The sequence below is a fragment of the Pseudomonas sp. HN2-3 genome (assembly GCF_020691745.1).
Classification (GTDB): domain Bacteria; phylum Pseudomonadota; class Gammaproteobacteria; order Pseudomonadales; family Pseudomonadaceae; genus Aquipseudomonas; species Aquipseudomonas capeferrum.
This window is the reverse complement of the sequence record NZ_CP085704.1, coordinates 1,975,681-2,001,305: the sequence shown is the minus strand read 5'-3', so window position 1 is coordinate 2,001,305 and position 25,625 is coordinate 1,975,681. Positions and strand designations below refer to the sequence as shown.

General features: G+C 62.0%; 27 protein-coding genes and 2 tRNA genes. 14 read left to right on the top strand and 15 right to left on the bottom strand.

Features of this window, described 5'->3' with window-relative positions; all coding sequences use genetic code 11:
• Positions 1 to 296: 296 nt before the first annotated feature.
• The 5 genes from LJX93_RS09215 to LJX93_RS09195 are packed head-to-tail and all read left to right on the top strand — an operon-like array spanning position 297 to position 4,803.
• A complete protein-coding gene (locus tag LJX93_RS09215; protein WP_033696880.1) occupies positions 297 to 815 on the top strand; it encodes a TRAP transporter small permease in 519 nt (172 codons plus the stop codon).
• Positions 815 to 2,098, top strand: a complete 1,284-nt coding sequence (locus tag LJX93_RS09210) for a TRAP transporter large permease subunit (RefSeq protein ID WP_033696879.1) — start codon at positions 815 to 817, stop codon at positions 2,096 to 2,098. Before LJX93_RS09215 ends, LJX93_RS09210 begins: the two co-directional genes overlap by 1 nt.
• A 28-nt stretch (positions 2,099 to 2,126) precedes the next feature.
• Positions 2,127 to 3,122 carry a TRAP transporter substrate-binding protein gene (locus LJX93_RS09205; protein ID WP_033696877.1) on the top strand — a complete coding sequence of 332 codons (996 nt, stop codon included), beginning with the start codon at positions 2,127 to 2,129 and terminating at the stop codon, positions 3,120 to 3,122.
• Between the two features lie 51 nt (positions 3,123 to 3,173).
• Positions 3,174 to 3,977, top strand: a complete 804-nt coding sequence (locus tag LJX93_RS09200) for a carbon-nitrogen hydrolase family protein (protein WP_033696876.1) — start codon at positions 3,174 to 3,176, stop codon at positions 3,975 to 3,977.
• A gap of 25 nt (positions 3,978 to 4,002) precedes the next feature.
• Positions 4,003 to 4,803 (top strand): HpcH/HpaI aldolase family protein, encoded by an 801-nt coding sequence (locus tag LJX93_RS09195; RefSeq protein WP_320442645.1) that lies wholly within the window; start codon positions 4,003 to 4,005, stop codon positions 4,801 to 4,803.
• Between the two features lie 51 nt (positions 4,804 to 4,854).
• Here the strand turns inward: LJX93_RS09195 and LJX93_RS09190 are convergent, their stop codons facing one another.
• A complete protein-coding gene (locus tag LJX93_RS09190) occupies positions 4,855 to 5,754 on the bottom strand; it encodes a LysR family transcriptional regulator (protein ID WP_033696874.1) in 900 nt (299 codons plus the stop codon).
• Between the two features lie 112 nt (positions 5,755 to 5,866).
• Between LJX93_RS09190 and LJX93_RS09185 the strand changes: the two genes are divergently transcribed.
• The 4 genes from LJX93_RS09185 to LJX93_RS09170 are packed head-to-tail and all read left to right on the top strand — an operon-like array spanning position 5,867 to position 9,540.
• Entirely contained in the window at positions 5,867 to 6,535 is a 669-nt protein-coding gene (locus LJX93_RS09185; protein ID WP_047581932.1) for an RraA family protein, read from the top strand.
• A gap of 46 nt (positions 6,536 to 6,581) precedes the next feature.
• Positions 6,582 to 7,631 carry a TRAP transporter substrate-binding protein gene (locus LJX93_RS09180; RefSeq protein ID WP_227696973.1) on the top strand — a complete coding sequence of 350 codons (1,050 nt, stop codon included), beginning with the start codon at positions 6,582 to 6,584 and terminating at the stop codon, positions 7,629 to 7,631.
• A gap of 26 nt (positions 7,632 to 7,657) precedes the next feature.
• Positions 7,658 to 8,266 (top strand): TRAP transporter small permease subunit, encoded by a 609-nt coding sequence (locus LJX93_RS09175; protein WP_050506094.1) that lies wholly within the window; start codon positions 7,658 to 7,660, stop codon positions 8,264 to 8,266.
• Complete coding sequence (locus LJX93_RS09170; protein WP_047581930.1) at positions 8,260 to 9,540, top strand: TRAP transporter large permease; 1,281 nt, start codon at positions 8,260 to 8,262, stop codon at positions 9,538 to 9,540. The genes LJX93_RS09175 and LJX93_RS09170 overlap by 7 nt, the downstream gene beginning before the upstream one ends.
• 46 nt (positions 9,541 to 9,586) lie before the next feature.
• Here the strand turns inward: LJX93_RS09170 and LJX93_RS09165 are convergent.
• Positions 9,587 to 9,663, bottom strand: a tRNA-Val gene (locus LJX93_RS09165).
• 182 nt (positions 9,664 to 9,845) lie between these two features.
• A tRNA-Val gene (locus LJX93_RS09160) sits at positions 9,846 to 9,922 on the bottom strand.
• Between the two features lie 201 nt (positions 9,923 to 10,123).
• Here LJX93_RS09160 and LJX93_RS09155 point away from each other — a divergent pair.
• Complete coding sequence (locus LJX93_RS09155) at positions 10,124 to 11,407, top strand: NAD(P)/FAD-dependent oxidoreductase (RefSeq protein WP_033696870.1); 1,284 nt, start codon at positions 10,124 to 10,126, stop codon at positions 11,405 to 11,407.
• 50 nt (positions 11,408 to 11,457) lie between these two features.
• Here the strand turns inward: LJX93_RS09155 and LJX93_RS09150 are convergent, their stop codons facing one another.
• On the bottom strand, positions 11,458 to 12,144 hold the full coding sequence (locus LJX93_RS09150) for a peptidase C39 family protein (RefSeq protein ID WP_033696868.1): 687 nt from the start codon (positions 12,142 to 12,144) through the stop codon (positions 11,458 to 11,460).
• Positions 12,145 to 12,367: 223 nt separating this feature from the next.
• Between LJX93_RS09150 and LJX93_RS09145 the strand changes: the two genes are divergently transcribed.
• Positions 12,368 to 12,547 (top strand): hypothetical protein, encoded by a 180-nt coding sequence (locus tag LJX93_RS09145; protein WP_033696866.1) that lies wholly within the window; start codon positions 12,368 to 12,370, stop codon positions 12,545 to 12,547.
• A 77-nt stretch (positions 12,548 to 12,624) separates the two neighbouring features.
• Here the strand turns inward: LJX93_RS09145 and LJX93_RS09140 are convergent, their stop codons facing one another.
• Positions 12,625 to 13,377: a TerC family protein gene (locus tag LJX93_RS09140; protein ID WP_033696865.1), complete on the bottom strand. Its 753-nt coding sequence runs from the start codon at positions 13,375 to 13,377 to the stop codon at positions 12,625 to 12,627.
• A 28-nt stretch (positions 13,378 to 13,405) separates the two neighbouring features.
• Positions 13,406 to 13,645 (bottom strand): hypothetical protein, encoded by a 240-nt coding sequence (locus LJX93_RS09135; protein ID WP_033696863.1) that lies wholly within the window; start codon positions 13,643 to 13,645, stop codon positions 13,406 to 13,408.
• 135 nt (positions 13,646 to 13,780) lie between these two features.
• Between LJX93_RS09135 and nhaR the strand changes: the two genes are divergently transcribed.
• The 3 genes from nhaR to LJX93_RS09120 all read left to right on the top strand — a co-directional run bounded on the left by nhaR (position 13,781) and on the right by LJX93_RS09120 (position 16,726).
• Positions 13,781 to 14,674 carry a transcriptional activator NhaR gene (gene nhaR, locus LJX93_RS09130; protein ID WP_033696862.1) on the top strand — a complete coding sequence of 298 codons (894 nt, stop codon included), beginning with the start codon at positions 13,781 to 13,783 and terminating at the stop codon, positions 14,672 to 14,674.
• A gap of 104 nt (positions 14,675 to 14,778) precedes the next feature.
• Entirely contained in the window at positions 14,779 to 15,990 is a 1,212-nt protein-coding gene (gene sstT / locus LJX93_RS09125; RefSeq protein ID WP_033696861.1) for a serine/threonine transporter SstT, read from the top strand.
• 88 nt (positions 15,991 to 16,078) lie between these two features.
• Complete coding sequence (locus LJX93_RS09120) at positions 16,079 to 16,726, top strand: YceH family protein (protein ID WP_033696859.1); 648 nt, start codon at positions 16,079 to 16,081, stop codon at positions 16,724 to 16,726.
• Positions 16,727 to 16,730: 4 nt separating this feature from the next.
• Here the strand turns inward: LJX93_RS09120 and LJX93_RS09115 are convergent, their stop codons facing one another.
• The 9 genes from LJX93_RS09115 to LJX93_RS09075 form a co-directional block, all read right to left on the bottom strand.
• A complete protein-coding gene (locus tag LJX93_RS09115; RefSeq protein WP_047581928.1) occupies positions 16,731 to 16,919 on the bottom strand; it encodes a hypothetical protein in 189 nt (62 codons plus the stop codon).
• Positions 16,920 to 16,976: 57 nt separating this feature from the next.
• Positions 16,977 to 18,539, bottom strand: coding sequence for an alkyl hydroperoxide reductase subunit F (ahpF, locus tag LJX93_RS09110; protein WP_033696856.1), 1,563 nt, complete (start codon positions 18,537 to 18,539; stop codon positions 16,977 to 16,979).
• A gap of 203 nt (positions 18,540 to 18,742) precedes the next feature.
• Complete coding sequence (gene ahpC / locus LJX93_RS09105) at positions 18,743 to 19,306, bottom strand: alkyl hydroperoxide reductase subunit C (RefSeq protein ID WP_033696855.1); 564 nt, start codon at positions 19,304 to 19,306, stop codon at positions 18,743 to 18,745.
• A 288-nt stretch (positions 19,307 to 19,594) separates the two neighbouring features.
• Entirely contained in the window at positions 19,595 to 20,950 is a 1,356-nt protein-coding gene (gene gorA, locus LJX93_RS09100; RefSeq protein ID WP_227696972.1) for a glutathione-disulfide reductase, read from the bottom strand.
• Positions 20,951 to 21,047: 97 nt separating this feature from the next.
• Positions 21,048 to 21,887 carry a UTP--glucose-1-phosphate uridylyltransferase GalU gene (gene galU / locus LJX93_RS09095; RefSeq protein ID WP_033696852.1) on the bottom strand — a complete coding sequence of 280 codons (840 nt, stop codon included), beginning with the start codon at positions 21,885 to 21,887 and terminating at the stop codon, positions 21,048 to 21,050.
• 48 nt (positions 21,888 to 21,935) lie between these two features.
• The gene (locus tag LJX93_RS09090; protein ID WP_047581924.1) at positions 21,936 to 23,297 is read right to left on the bottom strand and encodes a UDP-glucose dehydrogenase family protein; all 1,362 of its coding nucleotides are present in this window, start codon (positions 23,295 to 23,297) and stop codon (positions 21,936 to 21,938) included.
• A 102-nt stretch (positions 23,298 to 23,399) separates the two neighbouring features.
• Positions 23,400 to 24,314, bottom strand: coding sequence for a c-type cytochrome (locus LJX93_RS09085; protein WP_033696850.1), 915 nt, complete (start codon positions 24,312 to 24,314; stop codon positions 23,400 to 23,402).
• A complete protein-coding gene (locus LJX93_RS09080; RefSeq protein ID WP_033696848.1) occupies positions 24,311 to 24,961 on the bottom strand; it encodes a c-type cytochrome in 651 nt (216 codons plus the stop codon). The genes LJX93_RS09085 and LJX93_RS09080 overlap by 4 nt, the downstream gene beginning before the upstream one ends.
• Before the next feature lie 144 nt (positions 24,962 to 25,105).
• A complete protein-coding gene (locus tag LJX93_RS09075) occupies positions 25,106 to 25,465 on the bottom strand; it encodes a hypothetical protein (RefSeq protein WP_033696847.1) in 360 nt (119 codons plus the stop codon).
• Between the last annotated feature and the right edge of the window lie 160 nt (positions 25,466 to 25,625).

Below are 25,625 nucleotides of genomic sequence, written 5' to 3'. Positions count from 1 at the left end.
CAGGGCAAGGACCGCGACCATACGTTACACCCTGCTACCGCGACGCTGCGACGGCAGTCCCTTGCACGCGCGGCGCCAGCCCACTGATCGCTATTTCTTATCCCCCTGATAAAAAACTTGAGGCAGCAGACACCGGGCGTTTCGTTGAACAATCCACACAGTCGTACGACGACGTATGTCCAATAATAAAAAGGTGACTCCATGCCCCGCTCACACTTACAGGTGGATGTTCCTGTCCGCGTTCTCGCACCAAGCGCTTTCGGCGCTCCCTGGGCAGTGATGCTCCAGGAGGCGCCATGAAAACACTGATCGATGGTTACTTCCTGGTTCTGAAGACGTTGGTGATCGGGTGCCTTGTCACCATCACCTGCCTGATTTTCACCAATGTCGTGCTGCGCTACGGCTTCAACTCGGGCCTGTTCTTCAGCGAGGAGATTTCGCGCCTGGCCTTCGTCTGGCTGGTGTTCGCCGGCGCCCAACTGATGCTTCACGAACATGGCCACATCGGCGTCGACATCGTTACCCGGCGGGTCTCCCCCAGCGTGGCCAGATGCCTGCTGGCGCTCACTCAAGTGCTGATGCTCTACGTGACCTGGCTGTTCCTTGACGGCAGCTGGAAACAGACCGTGATCAACCTGCATGTAGGCGCCCCCTCCACAGGCATTTCCATGGCCTTGTTCCATGGTGCAGGCCTGGTCTTTTGCATACTCAGCGGCCTGCTGATCTTTACCCAGCTGGTCAGAAACCTCACGGGCACCCTGCCCGCGCACACCCCGGCCGAACCCTCGGCAGCCGAACACGGAGCAGTCGAATAATGGCCCTGTCTGTCTTCGTCGGCGTGCTGATGGCCGCCATCCTGATCGGCGCCCCCATCGCTTACGCCCTGATCCTCTGCGGCGTTGCCTTGATGTGGCTGCTGGGCCTGTTCGATGGCCAGATCATCGCGCAGAACATCATCAACTCTGCAGGCAGCTTCCCCCTGCTGGCCATTCCGCTGTTCATCATCGCTGGCGAGGTCATGAACAGCGGTGGCTTGTCCAAGCGCATCATCAACCTGGCCATCACCTTGGTCGGCCACCTGCGCGGCGGGCTCGGCTACGTCACCATCTTCGCTGGCGTGCTGCTGTCCAGCCTGTCCGGTTCGGCACTGGCGGACGCGGCCTCGCTGACCGCGCTGCTGCTGCCGATGATGGTCATCGCCGGCTACAACCGCGACCGCTCCGGCGGCTTGATCGCCTCGGTCTCGGTGCTCGGTTCGATCATCCCGCCCAGTATCGGGTTCGTCGTGCTGGGGGTGGCTTCCGGCCTGTCGATCACCAAGCTGTTCCTTGCCGGCATTGCCCCGGGGCTGATGATCGCCGCCGCCCTGGTCGTGGCCTGGTGGCTGATGTCGCGGCGCAATACCGAGGTCGAGCTGAGCCCAAAGGCCAGTGCCAAGCAGCGCCTCAAGGCCTTGGTCGACAGCTTCTGGGCATTGATGCTGCCGGTTATCATCGTGGTAGGCCTGCGCTTTGGCGTGGTCACCCCCACCGAGGCCGGTGCGGTTGCCAGCGTCTATGCCCTGCTGGTGTCGTCGTTGATCTACCGCGAACTCAGCCTCAAGTCGCTCAATGACCTGCTGCTGCGCGCCGGCAAGACCACCGCCGCCGTGATGTTCCTGGTCGCCGCTGCCTCGATACCCGCCTGGATGATCACCATCGCCGACATCCCGGGGCAGATCATCGACCTGATCCAGCCAGTGATGGACAACCCACGCCTGCTGATCGTGGTGTTGATGCTGTTGATCCTGGTGATCTCCATGGTCATGGACCTGACGCCGACCGTACTGCTGCTTGCGCCTATCCTGGTGCCGGTAGTAACCGCCGCCAACATCGACCCGATCTATTTCGGCGTGCTGTTCATGATCAATTGCTCGATCGGCCTGATCACCCCACCCGTGGGCACGGTGCTGAACGTCGTGTGCGGCATCGGCAGGATGCGCTACGAGGCGCTGCTCAAGGGCACGTTCCCGTTCCTGATCGCCGAAATCATCGTGCTGTTCCTGCTGGTCATCTTCCCCGAACTGGTCACCGTCCCCGCTCAGTGGTTCGGCCACTGATCCCCTACAACAATAAAAGGCACACACCATGAAGAAGCTCGCCGTCATCGCCGCCCTTTTGCTCTCCAGCAGCCTGAGCATGGCCGCCGATTACAATCCGCGTGTGATCAAGTTCGCCGCCACCAGCCCCAAGGGCACGCCACCGGCCATCGGCATGGAGCTGTTCGCCAAGAAAGTGCAAGAGCGCAGCGATGGCAAGATCAAGGTACGCACCTTCCCCAATGGCGTCCTGGGTGGCGACGTGCAAGTGCTGTCGTCGCTGCAAGGCGGTGTGGTTGAAATGATGACCTGGAACGCCGGGCTGATGATCAACCACGTCACCGACTTCGGCATCCTCGACTTCCCGTTCCTGTACACCGACACCGCCAAGGTCGATGCCATGCTCGATGGCGAAGTGGGCAAGATGCTCACCGACCAGTTGCCCGAAAAGAACCTGGTCGGCCTGGCGTTCTGGGAGCTGGGCGTACGCAACCTGACCAACAATGCGCGCCCGGTGCAAAGCCTTGAAGACATTGCCGGCCTGAAGATCCGCGCGCAGCAATCGCCGCTGTTCCTCGACGTGTGGGCTGCGCTGGGTGCCAACCCCACCCCCCTGCCCTTCACCGAGGTGCACACGGCACTGGAGACCGGCACCGTGGATGGCCAGGAAAACCCGGCGGCGCTGATCCTGGCCTCGCGCTTCAACGAGGTCCAGAAGTACCTGAGCCTGACCCGGCATAACTACAACCCGCAGATTGTGCTGATCAGCAAGACCTTCTGGGACACCCTCAACCGCGATGAGCAGCAACTGCTGACCGAGGTGGCCCAGGAAGTGCGCCTGGAGCAACGCAGGATCTCCCGCGAGGCCGACAGCAAGGCCATCGCCGAACTGCGCAGCGACGGCATGCAGGTCAACGACATGCCGGCCGAAGAGGTCGCGCGGATCCAGGCCAGGATCCGCCCCGTGGTCGACAAGTACGCCGCCCAGATCAACCCCGAACTGGTCAGCAAGGTCTACCAGGCCATGGGCTACCAGGCGCAGTGACATTACCCGCGCCGCCCGCGGCGGCGCCCTTCAATTACCACAAGGACCCGCATGAAAATCTCCGTCGCCCAGATTCATCCCGTGGCCGGCAACCCGGCCCTCACCCTAGAAAAGGTTGCCGAACTGGCACGTCAGACTGCGGCTGAAGGCTCGCGCCTGATCGCCTTTGCCGAATGCCTGATTACCGGTGGCGCCTTCGACAGCCGCGAAGACCTCGAACGCGGCGCCATTACCCTGGATGCCTTGGCACCGCTGCTGCAGGTATCGGCGCAGAGCGGCATCTTGATCGTGGTCGGTTTCTACGAACGGCATGAAGCCTCGGTGTACAACACCGCCGCGCTGATCGGCGCACAGGGCATTATCGGCCTGCACCGCAAACGCCATCTGCCGTTCATGATCGGCGACCGTTTCACCGACCGCCCGAGCGAGTGGGCGCCGCCGGTGTTCGACACCGAGATCGGCCGTATCGGCCTGGCCATCTGCTATGAAATCCGTTTCCCGGAGGTCGTCCGCACGCTGGCGCTCGAAGGCGCCGATATTGTCGTGCTGCCTGCCGCCTGGCCTGAGCAGGCGCGCATGCTGCCGGACATTTTCAGCACCGTGCGCGCGGCCGAGAACATGGTCTATTTCGTCGCGCCCAACCGCAACGACATGGATGAAGGCATGCAGTTCATCGGCACCAGCCACATCATCGAACCCTCCGGCAAGACCTTGGTACGCGCAGGGCTGGAAGACGGTGTGTACAGCGTCGAAATCGACCTGGCCAAGGCTCGCAACAAATCGCTGATACGTGACCCTGGCGTGTTCGAGGTGCACCCGTTCCGCGACCGCCTGCCCGAAACCTATCGCCTCTGATATCAGCCCAAGGCAGACCTTAATCATGAACCCAAACATCACACACACAACGCTGAAGGCGCGCATGGCACGCCGTGCTACCTTCGGCATGAACATTTACAGTACGGCCTGCATGCCCATCGAGGTGGCCGGCAACTGGGGCCTGGACTTCGTCTTCATCGATGCCGAGCACACTGCGCTGGGTGTCGACAGCCACATGGAGAAGCTCTTGCTGGCCGCCAACAGCACGGCCATCCCCTGCCTTGTACGGGTGCGTGGCACGCTGGAGTGGGACATCCGCAAGGCGCTGGAGATGGGCGCTTCGGGCGTGATCGTGCCGCAGGTCCACACGGCGGCGCAGATGCGCGAAATCATCCGCTACAGCAAGTTCCCCCCGCTGGGGCGCCGCGGCGGTGACAGTTCGGTGCGCTCGGCAGGGTTCGCCGGGCCCGGCTTCGACTGGGCCACCTACACCCAGGCCGAAAATACCCGCAGCGTGATCGTGCCGATGGCCGAGAGCTACGAGTTCTTTGACAACATCGATGAAATACTCGACGTGGAGGGCATCGACGCCGTGCACTTCGGCCCTGCCGATTATTCATTGTCGCGACATTTGCCGGTCGACTACCGCCTTGGCAACCCCGAAGTGCTGCAACGCCTTGAGCTGCTGATCGAGAAGTGCCATGCCCGCGCGATCCAGGTCATGGTGCCGTGCTTCCCCGCAGACCAGGCCACCGCGCAGCGCCTCATCGAAATGGGCAGCGACATGCTGTTGATGGGCAGCGACCTGTCCTGGCTCAACCAGGCCGGGCAACAGATCTCGGCCGTTAAACGCGCACTGGCCTGAACGCCGGCCCGGCCAAGGCGCCTGCGCCGTGGCCGGGCACACCCGGTTTGATCAATCGACCAGAAAATTCTGTTTGACCAAGGTCGCCCGGATGATCGAAACCAAGGTATCAAGCTGCATATCCGGGCGTTCGGTCAAATAAGACAGGCAGAACTTGGCCGGCGGGATCGGCGGATCGCAAGGCAATGTCTTCAACAAATCGACGGCCAGCAGGTCGCGAATCAAGGGTACCGGCAAAATACCTATGGCATGCCCTGCCGCTACCATCTTGGCAATAAAGGCCAGCGAGTTGCTCGAATGAAAGGCATGGCTGACCGAGCCACTTTCCATCAGCCAGCGGTCCACCACTGAATACAGTGTCGAGGGCGCACTGTGGGTGACAATCGAATATTGCCGGGCCTGCTGCGCCAGAAAAGGCCCCGGGGCCACGTCCAGGTGCCGCGCCGCCACCCACTGGAAGGTCATCCAGCCGAGGAATACATCGGTTACATCCTCACGCGTGGCCGGGTTGGTCAGCAGCGCGATGTCGAGTTCGTGGTCGTTCAGCTTGCGGTTGAGCACCGCACCGACATCGATGGAGATCTCCAGGGTGATCTCTGGGAAGTGCGCCTTTATATCGCTGATTACCGCCGTCAGCCCGACCATCGCCGAACATTCGTCCGCGCCCAGGCGCAAGCGCCGGTGCTTTTTCTGCTGCGCGGCAAACTGCTCGAGTTGCGTGCTGTTGTTGAGCACCTGTTCGGCGTGGCGCAAAGCGGTATGGCCATCTGCGGTGAGGCTCATGCGTTGCTTGCTGCGGTCGAACAACTTGACGCTGAGCAGCGATTCCATTTCCTTGATACGCGCCGACACTGCAGGTTGCGTCAGGTGAAGATGACGGGAGGCGGCATGAACGCCCCCGAGGCGGGCGGTCCAGTAGAACGCCTCGATCTGCATCAGCGTGATTCGCATGATAAAAACTGCTCCGGTTACTGCTTACGGATTTTTATTATCGACCGTTAAGCGTGCTTGTTAGGATGACCGAAACCCTTCGAAAAAGCATCCGGCCTAATAACAACACCCTATGTATATTATCGAAGCACTGCCCGCCCCGATCAGCGCCGCTGAACTTGAAGTCTTGATCAACGCCGAACCGGCGACCATCGGCCATTTCATTACCCACGGTATTGCCAGCCCGCACATCAAGGCACACTTTCAGAATGTCAGGGCCGTGGGTACCGCGGTGACCGTGAGGATGCCAGGCAACGATGGCGGGATTCTGCATTACGCCATGGGCTGCGTGCGCCCAGGCGACTTTCTGGTGGTGGACCGCTGCGGTGAACGCATGACCGCCGCCCTGGGCGGCGCCATGGCCTACGCCGCCAAGCAGGCTGGCGTGGCGGGGATCATCGTCGACGGCTACGTCACCGACCTGGGCGAAATACGCGAGCATGGTGTGCCAGTGTGGTCACGCGGTGCCAGCGCGATTACCACCCGCGTGATGGGCCTGGAAGGCGAGTTCTGTACCGCCATCCAATGTGGCGGGGTGATTGTCCACCCCGGCGATGCGGTGGTGGCAGACGAAAACGGCATGGTGTTTCTGCGCCCCGGCCAGGTGATCGAAATGGCTCAGCGGGCCATCGACTTCCAGCACAACGAAAAGCACACGCTGGCACGGCTGGCCAAGGGTGAGAAATTCCCTGATATCGTCGGTTCGCGAACCACCATCGAGGCCGCGTCCCGCCCTCGTTGATCGAACAGCCCCAAAGTAGCTCCCGAACAAGCACAAGAGGACTACCGTGAAACTCAGCTCGCTGCTCATCCCCCTGGCGTTCGGCGCGCTGCTCGGTACCTCGCTGGCGCGCGCGCAAGACTACCCCGTGATGCGCTTCAACGTGGTGGGCGGTGGCAGCCACAACTACACGTTCCGGGCGGTTGAACAGCCGTTCTGGAATCAGACGTTGCCCGCGCGCTCGCAAGGCAGGGTCACCGCGCAACTGCTGGGGTTGTCGGAAAGTGGCCTGAAAGGGCCGGAGATCATTCGCCTGATGCGCTTTGGCGCAGTCGATATCGGCATGGGCGTGTTCGCCTTCGTCGCCGGCGACGATGCCACCTTCGAAGGTGTGGACCTGCCCGGCCTGGCCGATACCATCGACACCGCCCACAGGGTCGCCAACGCCTACAAGCCGGTGCTCGAACAACGCATGGCCGAGCGTCACGGCATCAAGTTGCTGGCCACCGTCCCCTATACCGCGCAGGTCTTCTTTTGCCGCGATGCCGTGCACTCGCTGGCTGACTTGAAGGGCAGGAAAGTGCGCACTCGCGGGCGCAACATGGCCGAGCTGGTCAAGGCCATGGGCGCGGCGCCCGTCACCCTGCCCTTTGCCGAGGTGGTAACCGCCATGCAAACCGGCGTCATCGACTGCGCAATCACCGGCATTGGCTCGGGCAACGCCGCCAAGTGGTACGACGTTGCAGGCTACCTTTACAACCTGCCCGTGGATTGGTCGATCGGCTTCTATGGCATCGGCCTGAAGCGCTGGCAGCAACTGCCGCCCGAGGTACAGCAATTGCTGCAGGTGCAATCGCAAGTGCTGGAGCAGGCCCTGTGGCAAACGACCGCCCAGGAGAACCGTTATGCCCAGGCCTGCAATGTCGGCGGCCCTGACTGCCAGATTCATCACCCCGCACACATGACCGCCTCGGCCCCGACCGCAGCAGAGAAGCGGACCCTGCGCCAGGCCGCACTGACCATTGCCAACGACTGGGGCAAACGCTGCGGCGGACCTTGCGTGGCACGCTGGAATGCCACCGTGGGCGATGCCATCGGCATGCGCCTGGCCCCATGAGTTACCCTGCTTCGGAGACTGCCCACATGCACACCGCCCGCTCAAGCATGGGAGCCATCAGCGCCATTGCCAAGGCCAGTACCTGGGTCGGCGGCTTCGCGCTGCTCACCTGCGCCCTTCTGATCGGCATCGACCTGATCTTGCGCAAGGCCCTGGGTATCTCCATGGGCGGCGCCGACGAAATAGCCGGTTACGTGCTGGCGATCACCAGCGCCTGGGCGTTCCCGGTCACCTTGCTGAAGCGCGCACATATCCGCGTGGACATCCTCTACACCCGCCTTGGCCTGCGCCCCAGGGTCGCGCTCGACCTGTTCGCCCTCGCCTGCATGCTGGTGCTTGCCAGCACATTGGCCTACCACGCGTGGAACGTGCTGTGGGACTCCATCGAATACCGTTCAGTGTCAAACACGCCACTGCAGGTACCACAATGGCTGCCCCAATCACTCTGGTTCGCCGGCTACGTGTTCTTTGCCCTGACCTTGTCGAGCCTGGTGGTCACCTGCACCCGCCACTTGCTGCACGGCCGCTGGCACGCTGTCAGCAAACTGATCGGCATCAACTCGGTCGAGGAGGACATTCAGCAGGAGCGCTACCACGGTAGCCCCGCTGCTGGCACGGAGCAAAAGCCATGCTGAGCCTCACCCTGATCGTGCTGCTCGCACTGCTGGCGCTTAGCGTGGCCGCTGCAGTCAGTGTCGGCCTGCTGGGCATGTCCCTGTCGCAGCTGTTCTCGACATTGCCGTTAAGCAGCGCCATGGGTGAAATTGCCTGGAATACCAGTAGCGAATTCCTTCTGGTGGCGATCCCTTTGTACATCCTGATGGGTGAACTGCTGGTGTGTTCAGGCGTGGCCGGGCGCATGTACCAGGCCGTCGAAAAGTGGCTGTCGTGGCTGCCAGGTGGCTTGATGAATTCGAACATCGGCGCCAGCGCACTGTTCGCCACCACCAGCGGCTCCAGCGTGGCGACTGCGGCCACCCTCTCGACCCTGGCCATCCCCGAGCAGGAACGCAAAGGCTACAACGCGCCGCTGTTTCTCGGCTCGATTGCCGCCGGTGGCACACTGGGCATCCTGATTCCGCCCTCGATCAACATGATCCTGTTTGCCCTTATCGCCAACGTGTCAGTGCCCAAGCTGTACCTGGCCGCGACCGTTCCCAGCATCATCCTGAGCGTGCTGTTTATCGCGTTGATCGTGTTGGCCTGCCTGATTCGGCCACAGCTGGACGGCCGCAAGGCGCCTACGCGCTGGGCCGAGCGCCTGGCCTGCCTCCCTGACCTGTTGCCGCCACTGGCGATCTTCGCCCTGGTGATTGGTTCGATCTACAGCGGCTTCGCCACCGCCAGCGAGTCGGCCGCGCTGGGTGTGCTCAGCGCCTTCGGCCTGGGCCTATGGCGCCGGGCATTCACCTGGCAGAGCCTGGGTCAGGCGTTCGAGGCAACCCTGCGCACCACCGGCATGATCATGCTCATCACCTTGTCGGCGTTCTTTCTCAACTTTGTGCTGGCCTCCATTGGCCTGACCACCACGCTGGTCCATTTTGTCACTGACCTGAACCTTTCCCCCACGGCCACACTGCTGGCGATCATCCTGTTCTACATCGTGCTGGGTTGCTTCATGGACACGCTGGCCATGTTGATCACCACCGCGCCGCTGATCGTGCCGATCATCGTCGCACTGGGCTTCGATCCGTTGTGGTTTGGGGTGGTGTTGATCGTGCTGTGCGAGATGGGCCAGATTACGCCACCGTTCGGCATGAACCTGTTCGTGGTGCAGAGCATTCGTGGCCGGGGCAACTTCATGGACGTGGTGTACGGCGCGCTGCCGTTCTGCCTGGCGTTGCTGGTGCTGATCGCCCTGTTGATCGCCTTTCCACAACTGGCGTTGTGGTTGCCGGCAGCTGTTTAGCGGGCAATAAAAAAGGGCGATCCGTGTGGATCGCCCTTTTTCGATTTGGTAGGCACAATTGGACTCGAACCAACGACCCCCACCATGTCAAGGTGGTGCTCTAACCAACTGAGCTATGTGCCTGTCGTGTGGTGCGCATATTAGTGATCGAATGCGTACCTGTAAAGCTTTTTTTTCAGAAAAATCAAAAACTTTCGGTTTTGACCGGAGGGGCTGCTTCATGCCCCTTTTCGACCGGATCGACGCCCCGGTAGGCCGCCCAATGAAAGAAGGGGCAACCCTTTCGGATTGCCCCTTCTTCGATTTGGTAGGCACAATTGGACTCGAACCAACGACCCCCACCATGTCAAGGTGGTGCTCTAACCAACTGAGCTATGTGCCTGTCGTGTGGTGCGCATTCTACGCATTCCGAAAACCATGTCAACACTTTTTTTCGCGCTAACTTACTGAATCTTAACCTCTTTATAGGAAAGCTTCGGCGACGGCCGGGTAAAGGATTTTCAACGGACGACTAGCGGGTGTTTATTATTATTGATAGCATCGCTACATTCGTTAAAAATATAACACACGAGGTTTCTCGAGCATGGCCAACACCCCCTACCCCCAGTCCTACTACGCCGCCTCGGCTAACCCGGTGCCGCCACGTCCGGCGCTGCAGGGTGAGGTGGAAACCGATGTGTGCATCATCGGTGCCGGCTACACCGGCCTGTCCAGCGCCTTGTTCCTGCTGGAAAACGGCTTCAAGGTCAGCATCGTCGAAGCCGCCAAGGTTGGTTTTGGCGCGTCCGGTCGCAACGGCGGCCAGATCGTCAACAGCTACAGCCGTGACATCGACGTGATCGAGCGCACCGTCGGCCCAAAGCAGGCACAACTGCTGGGCCAGATGGCATTCGAAGGTGGCCGCATCATTCGTGAGCGTGTCGCCAAGTACAATATCCAGTGCGACCTGAAAGACGGTGGCGTGTTCGCAGCCATCACCCCTAAACAGATGGGCCACCTGGAGTCGCAAAAGCGCCTGTGGGAACGCTTTGGCCACAACCAGCTCGAGCTGATGGACCAGAAGCGCATCCGTGAAGTAGTCGCATGCGACAGCTACATCGGCGGCATGCTGGACATGAGCGGCGGCCACATCCACCCGCTTAACCTGGCCCTGGGCGAAGCGGCCGCGGTAGAGTCGCTGGGCGGCATCATCTATGAGCAGACCCCGGCCATCCGTATCGAGCGTGGCGCCAACCCGGTCGTGCACACACCGCAAGGCAAGGTGCGCGCCAAGTTCATCATCGTCGCCGGTAACGCCTACCTGGGCAACCTGGTGCCAGAGCTGGCCGCCAAGTCCATGCCGTGCGGCACCCAGGTGATCACCACCGAGCCCCTGAGCGATGACCTGGCACGTACCCTGCTGCCGCAGGATTACTGTGTCGAAGACTGCAACTACTTGCTCGACTACTACCGCCTGACCAGCGACAAGCGCCTGATCTTCGGTGGCGGCGTGGTCTACGGCGCGCGTGACCCGGCGAACATCGAGGCAATCATCCGTCCGAAGATGCTCAAGGCCTTCCCGCAGTTGCAGAACGTGAAGATCGATTACGCCTGGACCGGCAACTTCCTGCTGACCCTGTCGCGCCTGCCGCAGGTTGGCCGCATCGGCGACAACATCTATTACTCCCAGGGCTGCTCGGGCCACGGCGTCACCTACACGCACCTGGCAGGCAAGGTGCTGGCCGAGGCGCTGCGTGGCCAGGCCGAGCGTTTCGATGCGTTCGCAGGCCTGCCGCACTACCCGTTCCCGGGTGGCCAGATGCTGCGTGTGCCATTCAGCGCCATCGGTGCCTGGTACTACAGCCTGCGTGACCGCCTGGGCTTCTGATTGATGCCTCGGTAACCTGGCACCGGCCTCTTCAAAAGGCCGGTGTACGTTTACCGCCCCAGGCTGTTCACGGCCTGCTTCGCGGCAATTTCCTGCCCTGCCCGGGCCAGTTCGTCGGCCGCCTGCAACCAGCGTTGCCGGTCTACCTGGGCGGGCAGTTGCCGCGGCGGTTGCACCAGCACCGCCCAACTGCCCTGCTTGGCCCAGGCCGAAGCAAAATCATCGAAGGCCATCAGTTGCCTGCGGTGCATGCCTGAGCGCAACAGTACCCGCTGCTTGTAGCGGTCATAACCGATCAGCACCGCGTAGCGTGGTTCGCTCCACCAGGCTGAACCCTCCTCGTAACGCAGCAAAACCGGGTTGCCCGCCGCCACCTGCGTCAGCAAGGCGTCCATCTGCTTGTCCAGCGCGTACACCACCATGCCGTAGTCACGCGCCACGCGGGGGATGCTGGTGTCCAGCGTTTCGGCGCCCTGGGGCAGGTTCAATGGTTTGTCCAGCAGGCCTGGCGTGATCGGCGCGCCCTGCTGCGAAAGCAGCGCTGCCAGGGCCATGGCGCCGCTGTGGTTGGCATTGCCACGGTAGAACGGCACGCTGCTGATCTCGACCCGCTGCGGCAGGCCTTTCAGGTTCGCGGGCGGTGCGCTGGCACAACCGGCCAGGCTGGCCGCCATCAGGCAGGCCAGCAGCAGCCGACGGGGGGCTGAGGCCAGCGGTTTGAAGGAAACTTGCTCCATGGGCACTCGCTTGTTCCGATGCCAGGCAGGCAGCGCCCGGCTCTGGGCTCAGATCATAGGGCCCACAGGTGCGCGGGTATAGTCCGACACAGGCTTGTAGCCAATCGGACCAAGCAATAGACCTTTGATCAATGGAACGTCACACGGGTCGAGCTAGACTAAAGCAGTGTCTGTAAGGCGAGCCCTGGCTGACAGCGCGCTTGCCCGAGAGAAGGAGGCACACATGAGCCTGACCCTGGCAATCCTCATGCTGGTAGGTATGTGGCTGAGCGTCGCAGCCGCCATGCTGTGGGGTGTACTGCGTATCGTGCGGCGTCATTCCCATCATCACTCCCTGCCCCCGCAGGGCCTGGCCAAACCTCAGGTTGGGCACAGGGTACGGCGGCAAGTGGAGGCGCATTAAACTCACGCTTTTGTGATGGTCCATTCGCGGGGCCCACCCCTGGCTTCAAGGCCAGCGGTGGGCCTGCGCCTTTTACATCAACCTTCTGCCGCTTCGCGCTTGAGCCGCGCCCGACGGGCCATGATGTTGAGGACCTCGATCAAGGTCGAGAAGGCCATCGCTGCGTACACATACCCTTTCGGTACATGAGCCCCCATGCCTTCGGCGATCAGGGTCATGCCGATCATGATCAGGAAGCCCAGGGCCAGCATCACCACGGTCGGGTTGTCATTGATGAACTTGGCCAGCGGGTCGGCCGCCACCAGCATTACGATCACGGCAGCGATCACGGCAATGATCATGATCGGCAAGTGCTCGGTCATACCCACGGCGGTAATGATGCTGTCGATCGAGAAGACGATATCCAGCAGCAGGATCTGGCCAATGGCTGCGGCAAAACCCAAGGTGATGGTGGAACCGGCCTTGGACTCTTCCTTGGCACCATGCGGGTCGACGTTCTCGTGGATTTCCTTGGTGGCCTTCCACAGCAGGAATAAGCCACCTGCGATCAGAATCATGTCCTTCCACGAGAAGCTGTGGCCGAACACATCGATCACCGGCTCGGTCAATTGCACGATCCAGGCCACGGTGCTGAGCAGCGCCAGGCGCATGACCAGGGCCATGCTGATACCAATGCGCCGCGCCTTGGAACGGTATTCCATGGGTAGCTTGTTGGTCAGGATGGAGATGAAGATCAGGTTGTCGATGCCGAGCACGATCTCCATGGCCACCAAGGTGGCGAGGGCGACCCAGGCGGTCGGGCTTGCGGCGAGTTCCAGCAAATATTCCATTTAATCAATCCTGCATCGGGTCTTGGGGTCAGATGTCCTGGGTCTTTTCGTGCTTTTCAGCATCTTTGGGCGGCTGGCCTTCGCTGCCGATGGCATCGCTCAGGGCCTGCTGGGCCGCTTCGTTGGTCTTGTCGATGGCCTGCTTGGCCGACTGGGCGGCCTGGTCGAGCATCTGCTGGGCAGATTTTTCAGCCTGATCGCAGCCGGCCAGGGTGAACAGGGCCAGGGCCAGCACCAAAGGCGTGCCAATGGATTTAAGCTGCAACATGGGTTCCTCGCTTGTCGATATTCCGGCGGCGCGCAACGCGCCTCATGGAGTCGCATTCTAGAGAGGCGAATACATCAGGAAAATTCGTATTTTCAGCGGTTATACTTCGGTTTTTACGAATCGAGAAATACACCGATGCTCAACTATCGCCAGTTGCACTACTTCTGGGCCGTGGCCAAGACCGGCAGCATCGCGCGTGCCAGCGAGCAGTTGAACCTCACCCCGCAGACCATCAGCGGGCAGATCAGCCTGTTCGAGCAGACGTATGGCCTTGAATTGTTCCAGCGAGTCGGTCGGCAGTTGGAGCTGACCGAGACCGGCCGCCAGACGTTGGTGTATGCCGAGCAGATGTTCCAACTCGGCGGCGAGCTGGAAGCCATGCTGCGCGCCGGTCCGCAAGAGCAGATTCTGTTTCGCGTGGGGGTGGCCGACGTTGTCCCCAAATCCATCGTCTATCGCCTGCTGGCGCCGACCATGGAGCTGGACGAGGTGCTGCGCATCAATTGCCGGGAAGACAAACTCGAGCGGCTGCTGGCGGACCTGGCGATTCAGCGCCTGGACCTGGTCATTTCCGACAGCCCGATGCCCAACCACCTGGATATCAAGGGCTACAGCCAGAAGCTCGGCGAGTGTGGCCTGAGTTTCTTCGCCACCCAGGCGTTGGCGCAACGCCTTGCCGGCCCCTTCCCTGCCTGCCTCGACGATGCACCGCTGTTGATTCCGGGCCAGGAGACCGTGGTGCGCAGCCGTTTGCTGCGCTGGCTGGGGGAACAGCAGGTACAGCCGCGGATCGTTGGCGAGTTCGACGACAGCGCCTTGATGCAGGCGTTTGGCCAATCGGGCAGCGGCATTTTCGTGGCGCCCAGCGTGATCGCCGAGGAAGTGTGCCGCCAGTATGGCGTGCAACTGATCGGGCAGACCGAAGCGGTGCATGAGTCGTTCTATGCCATTTCGGTGGAGCGCAAGGTCAAGCACCCAGGGATCGTCGCCATTACCGAGGGGGCGCGACGGGAGTTGTTCCACTGGTGATGTGCTCGCCGCTTCGCGCGTGAACCCTGAAGACCGCGAACCTGCCCGACAAAGGTCTATGGTAAAGTCTCGCCCTTTTTGAACATGCCGGGATATCGCTGCATATGACCCCCTTCTTCCGCCTTCTCAACCGCACCAGCCTGGTGACGCAGATCGTCATCGGCCTGCTGGCCGGCATCGCCCTGGCGTTGCTCGCACCCGACGTCGCCCGCGACCTGGCGTTCCTCGGCAAGGTGTTCGTCAGCGCCCTCAAGGCAGTGGCACCCATTCTGGTGTTCATTCTGGTCATGGCCTCGATCGCCAACCACCGCCACGGCCAGGAAACCCACATACGGCCGATCCTGTGGCTGTACCTGCTGGGCACCTTCGCCGCAGCGGTGGTGGCCGTGGTGGCCAGCATGCTGTTCCCGTCCCACCTGGTGCTGAGTGCCGGCGACGCCACGCTGAGTGCGCCGGGCGGTATCACCGAGGTCCTGCAAAACCTGCTGCTGAGCGCGGTCGACAACCCGGTCAACGCCTTGCTCAATGCCAACTTCATTGGCGTGCTGACCTGGGCGATTGGCCTGGGCGTGGCCCTGCGCCATGCCGGCGAAACCACCCGCACTGTGGTCGAGGACCTGTCCAACGGGGTTACCTTGATCGTGCGCGTGGTCATCCGCTTCGCCCCGCTGGGCATCTTCGGCCTGGTCAGTGCCACCCTCGCCCAGTCGGGCCTCGATGCCCTGTTCGGCTATCTGCACCTGCTGGCCGTGCTGATCGGCTGCATGCTGTTTGTGGCCCTGGTGATGAACCCGCTGATCGTGTTCTGGAAGATTCGCCGCAACCCGTACCCGCTGACCCTGCTGTGCCTGCGCGAGAGCGGTATCACGGCGTTCTTCACCCGCAGCTCGGCGGCCAACATCCCGGTCAACCTGGCCCTGTCGGAGCGTCTTGGCCTGCATGAAGACACCTATTCGGTGTCGATCCCGCTGGGCGCGACCATCAACATGGCGGGCGCAGCGATCACCATCACCGTACTGACACTGGCCGCTGTGCATACCCTGGGTATCCCGGTCGACCTGCCGACTGCCGTGCTGCTCAGCGTGGTGGCGGCTGTCTGTGCGTGCGGCGCCTCGGGCGTGGCAGGTGGTTCGCTGTTGTTGATCCCGCTGGCGTGCAGCCTGTTCGGCATCCCCAGCGAGATTGCCATGCAGGTGGTGGCGGTGGGCTTCATCATTGGTGTGCTGCAGGACTCGGCGGAGACTGCGCTGAACTCGTCGACCGACGTGCTGTTCACCGCGGCGGCGTGCCAGGCTGAGGAACGACGCGGGGCGTGAGGCTGTCGGGGCCGTGTTGCGGCCCCAATTGCCTTAATCAACGGCTTTACCTACGCTAGTGGCCTTTTCCTCGCAATGAGACAGGGCCATGTCCGAACACGAAACCGTAGGTGAAGGCCGTTTCAACAGCACCGAGATCCGCATTCTCGGCTCGCTGATCGAAAAGCAGGCCACCAGCCCGGAAAGCTACCCGCTGACCCTCAATGCCCTGGTCCTGGCCTGCAACCAGAAGACCAGCCGGGAACCGGTGATGAACCTCACCCAAGGCCAGGTCGGCCAGGCCCTGCGGGCGCTCGAAGGCCAAGGCATGACCCGCTTGCAGATGGGCAGCCGCGCCGACCGCTGGGAGCAGCGGGTGGACAAGGCCCTGGAATTGGTGCCGGCGCAACTGGTGCTGATGGGCCTGATGTTCTTGCGCGGCCCGCAAACCCTCAACGAGTTGCTCAGCCGCAGCAACCGCCTGCATGAATTCGATGACACCGAGCAGATCCAGCACCAGCTGGAACGCCTGATTTCAAGGGACCTTGCCCTGCACCTGCCGCGCCAGGCAGGCCAGCGCGAAGACCGCTATACCCATGCATTGGGCGACCCGGCAGAAATCGAAGCGATCATGGCCGCACGCCAACAGGAAGGCGGTGCCCGCAGCAGCGGTGGCAGTGTTTCGGAAGAGCGCATGGAGGCCTTGGAAGCCCGGATTGCAGCGCTGGAGGCGCGCCTGGCCGAACTCGAAGGCTGAGCCATTAGTGCTCGGGGTCGGGGAAATTGCGACAGCTCTTGCGCTCAGCCAGCTCCCGCTCACTGGGGCGCTGGTCGACGAACACGGTGCGGCCGTCGGCGTAGATTTCGAGGAAGCCCCAGTGCAGGTCCTGCTCTTTCTGCCCGGGCTTGGGTGGCACTAGCCACCAGGGTTCGCGGCTGATCAGGGTCATGGTGAGCTTCCTGAGGGTGTCTGGGGTAATGATAGACACCCTCAGGCTGCTGCTGACTTACGCCGGGGCCGAAGCCCGAATCAGGTGATCGAAGGCCGCCAGCGAAGCCTTGGCGCCCTCACCCACGGCAATGACGATCTGCTTGTACGGCACGGTGGTCACATCACCCGCGGCAAACACGCCGGGGATGTTGGTCGCGCCCTTGGCATCGACAATGATCTCGCCACGCGGCGACAGTTCGACGGTGCCTTTGAGCCAGTCGGTATTGGGCAACAGGCCGATCTGCACGAAGATGCCTTCCAGCGCCAGGTCATGCAGCTCATCGCTGGCGCGATCCTTGTAGCGCAACCCCGTCACCTTCTCACCATCGCCGACCACTTCGGTGGTCAGTGCGCGGGTGATCACCTTGACGTTCGGCAGGCTGTGCAGCTTGCGTTGCAACACGGCGTCGGCACGCAACTGGCTGTCGAACTCGATCAGGGTCACCTGGGCGACGATGCCCGCCAAATCGATGGCCGCTTCCACGCCCGAGTTGCCGCCGCCGATCACCGCCACACGCTTGCCCTTGAACAGTGGGCCATCACAGTGCGGGCAGTAAGCCACGCCCCGGGCACGGTATTGCTGCTCGCCCGGCACGTTCATTTCGCGCCAGCGTGCACCGGTGGCCAGGATCACGGTCTTGGCCTTGAGCGACGCACCGCCCGCCAGACGCACTTCGTGCAGGCCGCCATCGGTGGCCGGGATCAGCGCTTCACCGCGCTGCAGGTTCATGATGTCGACGTCGTACTGCTTGACGTGTTCTTCCAGCGCAGTGGCCAGTTTCGGCCCTTCGGTTTCCTGCACCGAGATAAAGTTCTCGATGGCCAGGGTGTCGAGCACCTGGCCGCCGAAACGCTCGGCGGCAACACCGGTACGGATACCTTTACGCGCGGCATAGATCGCGGCCGCAGCGCCGGCCGGGCCACCGCCGACGATCAGTACATCGAAAGCGTCCTTGGCGTTGATCTTTTCGGCCTGGCGGCTGCCGGCACTGGTGTCGATCTTGCCCAGAATCTCTTCCAGGCCCATGCGGCCCTGGCCGAACACTTCACCGTTCAGGTAGATGCTCGGTACCGCCATGACTTTGCGCGATTCGACTTCGTCCTGGAACAGCGCGCCGTCGATGGCCACGTGGCGCACGTTGGGGTTGAGCACCGCCATCAGGTTCAGCGCCTGGACCACGTCCGGGCAGTTCTGGCACGACAGCGAGAAGTAGGTTTCAAAGGTGAATTCGCCTTGCAGCCCTTGGATCTGCTCGATCACTTCGGCGCTGGCCTTGGACGGGTGGCCACCGACTTGCAGCAGCGCCAGCACCAGGGAGGTGAATTCATGGCCCATGGGGATGCCGGCGAAACGCAGGCTGATGTCAGCCCCAGGGCGATTGAGCGAGAACGATGGACGACGAGCGTCGGTCCCGTCCGCGCGCAGGGTAATCAGGTTCGACAGGCCGGCGATTTCCACCAGCAGGTCGTGCAATTCGCGGGATTTCGCGCCGTCGTCGAGGGAAGCAACGATCTCGATCGGCTGGGTGACCCGCTCCAGGTAGGTTTTCAGTTGCGATTTAAGCGTGGCGTCCAACATACGGGCGATTCCTTTTTCAATCTTCAGATACAAAAACGCCCAGGCAACAGCGCCCGGGCGTTTGGCGGGGCGGTAAGTACTTCAGCTTTGGCGGCTGCTTACCGCCCTCGACTGGCGCATAACGTCTATTCGTTCGTGAAGTGCCGAGCGGCGATCAGTTTCAACGCAGCATGATCGTCGCGCAGGCACTTGTTGGACGACGATTAGATCTTGCCGACCAGGTCCAGGGATGGCGCCAGGGTAGCCTCGCCTTCTTTCCACTTGGCCGGGCAGACTTCGCCTGGGTGGGCAGCGACGTACTGGGCAGCCTTGACCTTGCGCAGCAGTTCGCTGGCATCACGGCCTACACCACCGTCGTTGATTTCGACGATCTTGATCTGGCCTTCCGGGTTGATCACGAAGGTACCGCGATCGGCCAGGCCGGCTTCTTCGATCAGCACGTCGAAGTTGCGCGAGATGACGTGGGTCGGGTCACCGATCAGCGGGTACTTGATCTTGCCGATGGTTTCCGAAGTGTCGTGCCAGGCTTTGTGAGTGAAGTGGGTGTCGGTGGACACGCCGTAGATTTCCACGCCGAGCTTCTGGAACTCTGCGTAATTGTCAGCAAGGTCACCCAGCTCGGTCGGGCAAACGAAGGTGAAGTCGGCCGGGTAGAAGAACACGACAGACCACTTGCCTTTCAGGTCGGCTTCGCTTACCTGAACGAATTCGCCGTTGTGGAAGGCGGTGGCGTTGAACGGTTTGACCTGGCTGTTGATGATAGGCATGAGAGACGCTCCTTCATGGGGTTGAAATCAGTTGACGGAGAGAATCCTAACCGCTGGCCCCCAGAAAGGCTCATTGGCAAACCTGATGCTGGCGATTGGTTTTGGCTATAACCAGGGTCTATTAATAGAAGAGATAGCGCTGAACGGCGGTTGCTTTATGTAGGAGCGGCCTTGCGTCGCGATGGGCGGCGAAGCGGCCCCAGGATTTCGGCGTCGAAACACAGATCCTGGGGCCGCTTCGCCGCCCATCGCGACGCAAGGCCGCTCCTACAAAGGCCAGAGGTGCTTTTAGCGGGTAACGGTGCGCATCGTCACGAATTCTTCAGCCGCGGTCGGGTGCACGCCGATGGTCTCGTCAAACTGCTGCTTGGTCGCGCCCGCCTTCAGCGCAATCCCCAGGCCCTGCACGATCTCGCCGGCATCCGGCCCGACCATGTGGCAGCCCAGCACCTTGTCGGTCTCGGCATCGACCACCAGCTTCATCAGGGTCTTTTCCTGGATGTCGGTCAAGGTCAGCTTCATGGCCCGGAAACGGCTCTCGAAGATCTGCACCTTATGGCCGGCCTCCAGCGCCTGTTCCTCGGTGATGCCAACGGTGCCGATCGGCGGCTGGCTGAACACCGCAGTGGGGATGTTCTGGTAGTCCACCGGGCGGTACTGCTCGGGCTTGAACAAGCGCCGCGCAACGGCCATGCCTTCGGCCAGCGCCACTGGGGTGAGCTGCACGCGACCGATCACATCGCCAATGGCCAGAATCGACGGCGCGGTGGTCTGGTACTGCTCATCGACGCGAATGTAGCCCCGTGCATCCAGCTCGACGCCCGTGTTCTCCAGGCCCAAATTGTCGAGCATCGGCCGCCGCCCAGTGGCGTAGAACACGCAGTCGGCAACCAGCTCGCGGCCATCCTTGAGGGTGGCCTTGAGGCTGCCGTCGTCCAGCTGGTCGATGCGCTGGATATCCGCGTTGAACTGCAGATCGAGGCCGCGTTTTTCCAGCTCTTCCTTCAAGTGCGTGCGCACCGAACCATCAAACCCGCGCAGGAACAGATCGCCCCGGTACAGCAAACTGGTATCGGCCCCCAGCCCCTGGAAGATGCCGGCAAACTCGACGGCGATGTAGCCACCGCCCACCACCAGCACGCGGCGCGGCAACGCCTTGAGGTAGAACGCTTCGTTGGAGGTGATGGCCAGTTCCTTGCCAGGGATGTCCGGCACCTGCGGCCAGCCGCCGGTGGCGATGAGGATGTGCTCGGCGGTATAGCGCTGGCCGTCGACTTCCACCTCGTTGGCGCCAGTCAGGCGTGCATGGCCCTGCAACAGGGTCACCCCGCTGTTGACCAGCAGGTTGCGGTAGATACCGTTGAGGCGCTCGATCTCCCGGTTTTTGTTGGCAATCAGGGTGCCCCAGTCGAAATGCCCTTCTTCCAGGGTCCAGCCGAAGCCTGCGGCCTGCTCCAGCTCGTCTGCGACATGCGCGCCATACACCAGCAGTTTTTTCGGCACACAGCCGACGTTGACGCAGGTACCGCCCAGGTAGCGGCTTTCGGCTACCGCCACCTTCGCGCCGAAGCCCGCGGCAAAACGCGCTGCGCGCACACCGCCGGACCCGGCACCAATCACGAACAGATCAAAATCGTAGGCCATTTATTCAGTCTCCTAGGCTGGCGCCCAGCATACCGCCGTTGGCCGCCGCAAACAAAAAAGCCACCCCGAGGGGTGGCTTGCAGACCAGCGGGGCTTATCAGTAAGCCTTGCCAGTCTTGTAGTAGTTCTCGAAGCAGAAGTTGGTCGCGTCGATGTAGCCTTCGGCGCCACCGCAGTCGAAACGCTTGCCCTTGAACTTGTAGGCAATCACGCAGCCATCTTTGGCCTGCTGCAGCAGGGCGTCAGTGATCTGGATTTCGCCGCCTTTGCCCGGCTCGGTATTGGCGATGATATCGAAGATGTCCGGGGTCAGGATGTAGCGGCCGATGATCGCCAGGTTCGAAGGCGCGTCTTCCGGTGCAGGCTTTTCGACCATGTTGGTGACACGGTAGATGTCGTCGCGGATCATCTCACCGGCGATCACACCGTACTTGTTGGTTTCCTGCGGGTCGACTTCCTGGATGGCGACGATCGAGCAGCGGTACTGCTTGAACAGTTTGACCATCTGGGTCAGTACGCCGTCACCTTCCGGGTTGACGCACAGGTCGTCAGCCAGCACCACCGCGAACGGTTCGTCACCGATAAGCGGGCGGCCGGTGAGGATCGCGTGGCCCAGGCCCTTCATCTCGGTCTGACGGGTGTAGGAGAAGGAGCACTCGTTGAGCAGACGACGGATACCGACCAGGTACTTTTCCTTGTCGGTGCCCTTGATCTGGTTTTCCAGCTCGTAGCTGATGTCGAAGTGGTCTTCCAGGGCACGCTTGCCACGGCCGGTCACAATGGAGATCTCGTTCAGGCCGGCATCCAGCGCTTCTTCAACGCCATACTGGATCAGTGGCTTGTTGACCACCGGCAGCATTTCCTTGGGCATGGCTTTGGTAGCGGGCAGGAAGCGGGTGCCGTAACCGGCGGCCGGGAACAAGCATTTCTTGATCATATACGTCCTTAAACAAAGGCTAGGCCTGTGGAATTCGGCGCAGTCTAATCAGGCGGCAGTCACCTTACAATGCCCCGCCTGAGGCCGACCGATGCCATGATAGAGATAACCCAGTGTAGATAGTTCCAAGGGATCGTAAATATTGCGCCCATCAAATAGCACTGGCATACGCATAAGCCCCCGCACACGCACGAAATCCGGCTGCCGAAACTGCTTCCATTCGGTCACCAGCACCAGGGCGTCTGCGCCCTCGACACAGGCGTAAGGGTCTTCGCTCAGGCGCAACTGACCGCTGGCCACGGCCTGCGGATAACGCCCCTGCATGCCGCCAAGTGCCACCGGGTCGCAGGCCTGTACCCGGGCCCCCGCCGCAAGCAACGCATCGATCAGCACCAGGCTGGGCGCCTCGCGAAGGTCGTCAGTGCCCGGTTTGAAGGCCAGCCCCCAGAGCGCGACGCTACGCCCACGCATGAAGCCGCCAAAGTGCTGGTGCAGCGCCTTGAACAGCAAGGTCTTCTGTTCGTCGTTGCGTGCCTGCACCGCCTGCAAAATCGCGGCCTGGTAGCCCTGCTGCTCGGCAGTGCGAAGCAGGGCCCGGACATCCTTGGGGAAGCACGAACCGCCGTAGCCACACCCGGCATAGATAAAATGGCTGCCGATGCGCCGATCACTGCCGATGCCCCGGCGCACCTGCTCGATGTCCACATCCAGCTGTGCGCAAAGCCCCGCCAGCTCATTGATGAAGGAAATCTTGGTGGCCAGAAAGGCGTTGGCGGCGTATTTGCTGAACTCGGCGGCGCGGGGCGCCATCAACAGAATGCGTTCGCAGTTACGCACAAAGGGTGCATACAGCCGCTGCAGGCACTGGCCGGCCGCCGCACTGTCGCTGCCGATAATGATGCGGTCGGGGCGCATGAAGTCATCGATGGCGCTGCCCTCCTTGAGAAACTCGGGGTTGCTCGCCACCTCGACAGCAAAGCCTGCGCCACGCGCGCGCAAACCGACTGCAATGTGCCGGGCCACCCGCTCTGCAGTACCTACCGGTACTGTCGACTTGTTCACCACCAGGCTTGGGCGTGTCAGGTGGCGCCCCAGGCTGTCGGCAACGCCCAGCACATGCTGCAGATCGGCCGAACCGTCCTCCTGGCTGGGCGTGCCCACGGCGATAAACACCACCTCGGCACTGGCCAGCGCCTGCTGCCAATCATCGCTGAACAGCAGGCGGCCCGCCTGCATGCCGCTATGCAAGAGTGCCGGCAGGCCTGGCTCGTGGATCGGGCTCTGGCCCTGGCGCAACTGCATCAAGCGCTGCGGATCACGTTCCAGGCAGGTCACCCGGTTGCCCATTTCGGCAAAACAGGCCGCCGTTACCAAGCCGACATACCCCGCCCCGATCACACAGAGTTCCATGGCCGCGCTCCTTGAGGATGATGGCGGTCATTGCAACCCGAAGGTGGTTGCAGGGCGGTGACGGGCAGATGACAAAAGAAGGCGGCCGGCGCAGCAAACCCGTCAGCTACCCGTTCCCTGCCCGATCAACACCCCCTCGACTTGCTGGCCATACAGGTTCACCCCGTCATTGGCATGAAACTTCAGCCGCGTCTTCTCCACAGACCCCTCCACCAAGCGCGGGTCCTGCGGCCGTTCGTGGCGGTTGATCCACGCCGCCACATCCCAGGCCTGTTGATCGCTCAAGCTGCCCGGTTTGCCCAGTGGCATGTTGTACTTGATGAAGGACGCTGCCGTGTTGATCCGGTGCATACCGGCCCCCCAGTTGTAGGAGTCCTTGCCCCACAGCGGCGGCATCACGTACTCACCGGCCACCTTCTGCCCTTCGCCGTTGTCACCATGGCAAATCGCACATTGCTCACGGTAAACCTGCTGGCCGCGCTTGAAGTCGTAGCCACCCTGGGGTTGCGCCACGTCCGGATAGCCGCGACCCGCGATCTCGACGCCTGTGGGTGCCTTGGTCGACAACCAGTAGGCATACACCGACAGCGCCGTCATCTGCGGGCTGTCTGCCGCCGGCGGCTTGCCGTTCATGCTGAACTGGAAACACCCCTGGATGCGCTCGGCATAGGTGTTGACCTTGTCGTTTTTCTTGCGATAGGCCGGGTACATCGGGTACGCGCCCCACATCGGCGCGGAGTGTGCCAGCCGCCCCTGGTCGAGGTGGCAGTTGCTGCAGTTCAAACCGTTACCCACGGCTTCCGGCATCTTGCGTCGGGTATCGACAAACAAGGCATGGCCCTCGCGGACCATCTTGCCAAAGGCATTGTCCGGCAACTCGCTTTCGGCGGGCGGCACGAACTGCGGCGCGGCCTGCACGCCTGGCACCTTCAACTGCGACTGGTCTTCCATGGCGATCGGGGCCGCCTGGGCACTGCCCATGGCCAACAGCAGCGCGGCGGGAATCAAGGGCTTCATGGCGTGACCTCCTGGCGGGCGGGGCGGGCGAAGAACTCGGCAATGGCCTTGACCTCGTCATCGGTCATGGCCTTGGCCACGCCGACCATCAGTTGGTTGGGGTCATTGCTGCGGCTGCCGTCGCGCCAGGCATTGAGCTGCGCCATCAAGTAAGCCGCAGGCTGGCCTGCCAAGGGCGGAAAATGCTCACCTACACCACTGCCACCAGGGCCGTGGCATTGCACACAACCGGGTATCTGTCGCCCCCAATCACCGTACAGGGCCATGCGCGTGGTGGGGTCATCGGCAATCTGCTGGCGGCGCAGGTCAGCCGCTGGCTCGGCCGGTAGGCTGGCCAGGTACGCGCTGACCGCCTTGATCTCGTCTTCGCTCAAAGCCTTGGCGAGCGGTTCCATCACCGGCTGCTTGCGCGTGCCATCACGCCAGTCGTGCAACTGTTTGCTCAGGTAGCCGGCGGGTAACCCGGCCAAACGGGGGAACCCAGCGGCGGCAATGCCCTTGCCGTCTGGCCCATGGCAACCTAGGCAGGCCATGGCGGCGGGGTTCGCCCCGCCCTGGGTGAAGATTTTCTGGCCATCGGCGGCATGCGCCGTGGGCCAGGCCAGGATCAGCAAGCTGCCGATCACGACTCGACTCAACGGTGTCATCACGAATCTCCATTTCTTTTGTTATAAGCTTAGGCTTAAAAAACATAAGCAAATGGATACTAGCCCCGTAAGGCAAATCGCAACAACGCCAGACTCGCCAAGCGAGGGTTATTGGCTTTTTAACCGCGAATCAATTGCGCCAGATCAATGGCCAGAAATGCACTGCGTCGTCGCCGTGCGCACGTCGCCCAGGCGCAGCGGGAAGTTGTTCAACCGCTCACGCAGTTTGATGCTGCTGCCGCTGCCACGCTTGTCGATATCGACCAGCGCCGCAGGCCCGGCCCCGGACGTCAGCTTCTGCGGCACGATCAGGCGCAGGCCGTCGCCTCGCGGCTCCTCGACCAACGGATCACGGGTATCGGCCAGCTTCTGCTTGATGCAATCTGCGTATTCACGCGGCGTCTTGCCAGAGATCACATCCATTGTTTCGCGCGATTGTTCAAGCTCCGAAACGCTGACACAGCCACCCAGCGTCAGGGACAACGCCGCTACCATCCATTTCATTTGCAGCACCTCTGCCTTTCAAGAATCCCGTTCGACCACCGCCGGGCTGTTTTGCTCCCTGCTTTGGCAGATTTATCTACGCCTGGCCAACAGGCGCGGCAGTGTAACGCTACATCGTGGTATCTTTCGCCTTTGCAGATCCAAACCTTGCGGAGCATCA

What these genes read in the sequence shown, in the direction of transcription:
- nhaR (WP_033696862.1), top strand. Translation starts at nt 13,781, where the DNA reads ATGCTCAACTATCGCCAGTTGCACTACTTCTGGGCCGTGGCCAAGACC.
- LJX93_RS09115 (WP_047581928.1), bottom strand. Translation starts at nt 16,919, where the DNA reads ATGACCCTGATCAGCCGCGAACCCTGGTGGCTAGTGCCACCCAAGCCC.
- ahpC (WP_033696855.1), bottom strand. Translation starts at nt 19,306, where the DNA reads ATGCCTATCATCAACAGCCAGGTCAAACCGTTCAACGCCACCGCCTTC.
- LJX93_RS09215 (WP_033696880.1), top strand. Translation starts at nt 297, where the DNA reads ATGAAAACACTGATCGATGGTTACTTCCTGGTTCTGAAGACGTTGGTG.
- LJX93_RS09145 (WP_033696866.1), top strand. Translation starts at nt 12,368, where the DNA reads ATGAGCCTGACCCTGGCAATCCTCATGCTGGTAGGTATGTGGCTGAGC.
- LJX93_RS09175 (WP_050506094.1), top strand. Translation starts at nt 7,658, where the DNA reads ATGCACACCGCCCGCTCAAGCATGGGAGCCATCAGCGCCATTGCCAAG.
- ahpF (WP_033696856.1), bottom strand. Translation starts at nt 18,539, where the DNA reads ATGTTGGACGCCACGCTTAAATCGCAACTGAAAACCTACCTGGAGCGG.
- sstT (WP_033696861.1), top strand. Translation starts at nt 14,779, where the DNA reads ATGACCCCCTTCTTCCGCCTTCTCAACCGCACCAGCCTGGTGACGCAG.
- LJX93_RS09210 (WP_033696879.1), top strand. Translation starts at nt 815, where the DNA reads ATGGCCCTGTCTGTCTTCGTCGGCGTGCTGATGGCCGCCATCCTGATC.
- LJX93_RS09155 (WP_033696870.1), top strand. Translation starts at nt 10,124, where the DNA reads ATGGCCAACACCCCCTACCCCCAGTCCTACTACGCCGCCTCGGCTAAC.
- LJX93_RS09075 (WP_033696847.1), bottom strand. Translation starts at nt 25,465, where the DNA reads ATGAAATGGATGGTAGCGGCGTTGTCCCTGACGCTGGGTGGCTGTGTC.
- galU (WP_033696852.1), bottom strand. Translation starts at nt 21,887, where the DNA reads ATGATCAAGAAATGCTTGTTCCCGGCCGCCGGTTACGGCACCCGCTTC.
- LJX93_RS09080 (WP_033696848.1), bottom strand. Translation starts at nt 24,961, where the DNA reads ATGACACCGTTGAGTCGAGTCGTGATCGGCAGCTTGCTGATCCTGGCC.
- LJX93_RS09135 (WP_033696863.1), bottom strand. Translation starts at nt 13,645, where the DNA reads ATGTTGCAGCTTAAATCCATTGGCACGCCTTTGGTGCTGGCCCTGGCC.
- LJX93_RS09085 (WP_033696850.1), bottom strand. Translation starts at nt 24,314, where the DNA reads ATGAAGCCCTTGATTCCCGCCGCGCTGCTGTTGGCCATGGGCAGTGCC.
- LJX93_RS09185 (WP_047581932.1), top strand. Translation starts at nt 5,867, where the DNA reads ATGTATATTATCGAAGCACTGCCCGCCCCGATCAGCGCCGCTGAACTT.
- LJX93_RS09170 (WP_047581930.1), top strand. Translation starts at nt 8,260, where the DNA reads ATGCTGAGCCTCACCCTGATCGTGCTGCTCGCACTGCTGGCGCTTAGC.
- gorA (WP_227696972.1), bottom strand. Translation starts at nt 20,950, where the DNA reads ATGGCCTACGATTTTGATCTGTTCGTGATTGGTGCCGGGTCCGGCGGT.
- LJX93_RS09090 (WP_047581924.1), bottom strand. Translation starts at nt 23,297, where the DNA reads ATGGAACTCTGTGTGATCGGGGCGGGGTATGTCGGCTTGGTAACGGCG.
- LJX93_RS09150 (WP_033696868.1), bottom strand. Translation starts at nt 12,144, where the DNA reads ATGGAGCAAGTTTCCTTCAAACCGCTGGCCTCAGCCCCCCGTCGGCTG.
- LJX93_RS09140 (WP_033696865.1), bottom strand. Translation starts at nt 13,377, where the DNA reads ATGGAATATTTGCTGGAACTCGCCGCAAGCCCGACCGCCTGGGTCGCC.
- LJX93_RS09190 (WP_033696874.1), bottom strand. Translation starts at nt 5,754, where the DNA reads ATGCGAATCACGCTGATGCAGATCGAGGCGTTCTACTGGACCGCCCGC.
- LJX93_RS09205 (WP_033696877.1), top strand. Translation starts at nt 2,127, where the DNA reads ATGAAGAAGCTCGCCGTCATCGCCGCCCTTTTGCTCTCCAGCAGCCTG.
- LJX93_RS09120 (WP_033696859.1), top strand. Translation starts at nt 16,079, where the DNA reads ATGTCCGAACACGAAACCGTAGGTGAAGGCCGTTTCAACAGCACCGAG.
- LJX93_RS09195 (WP_320442645.1), top strand. Translation starts at nt 4,003, where the DNA reads ATGAACCCAAACATCACACACACAACGCTGAAGGCGCGCATGGCACGC.
- LJX93_RS09200 (WP_033696876.1), top strand. Translation starts at nt 3,174, where the DNA reads ATGAAAATCTCCGTCGCCCAGATTCATCCCGTGGCCGGCAACCCGGCC.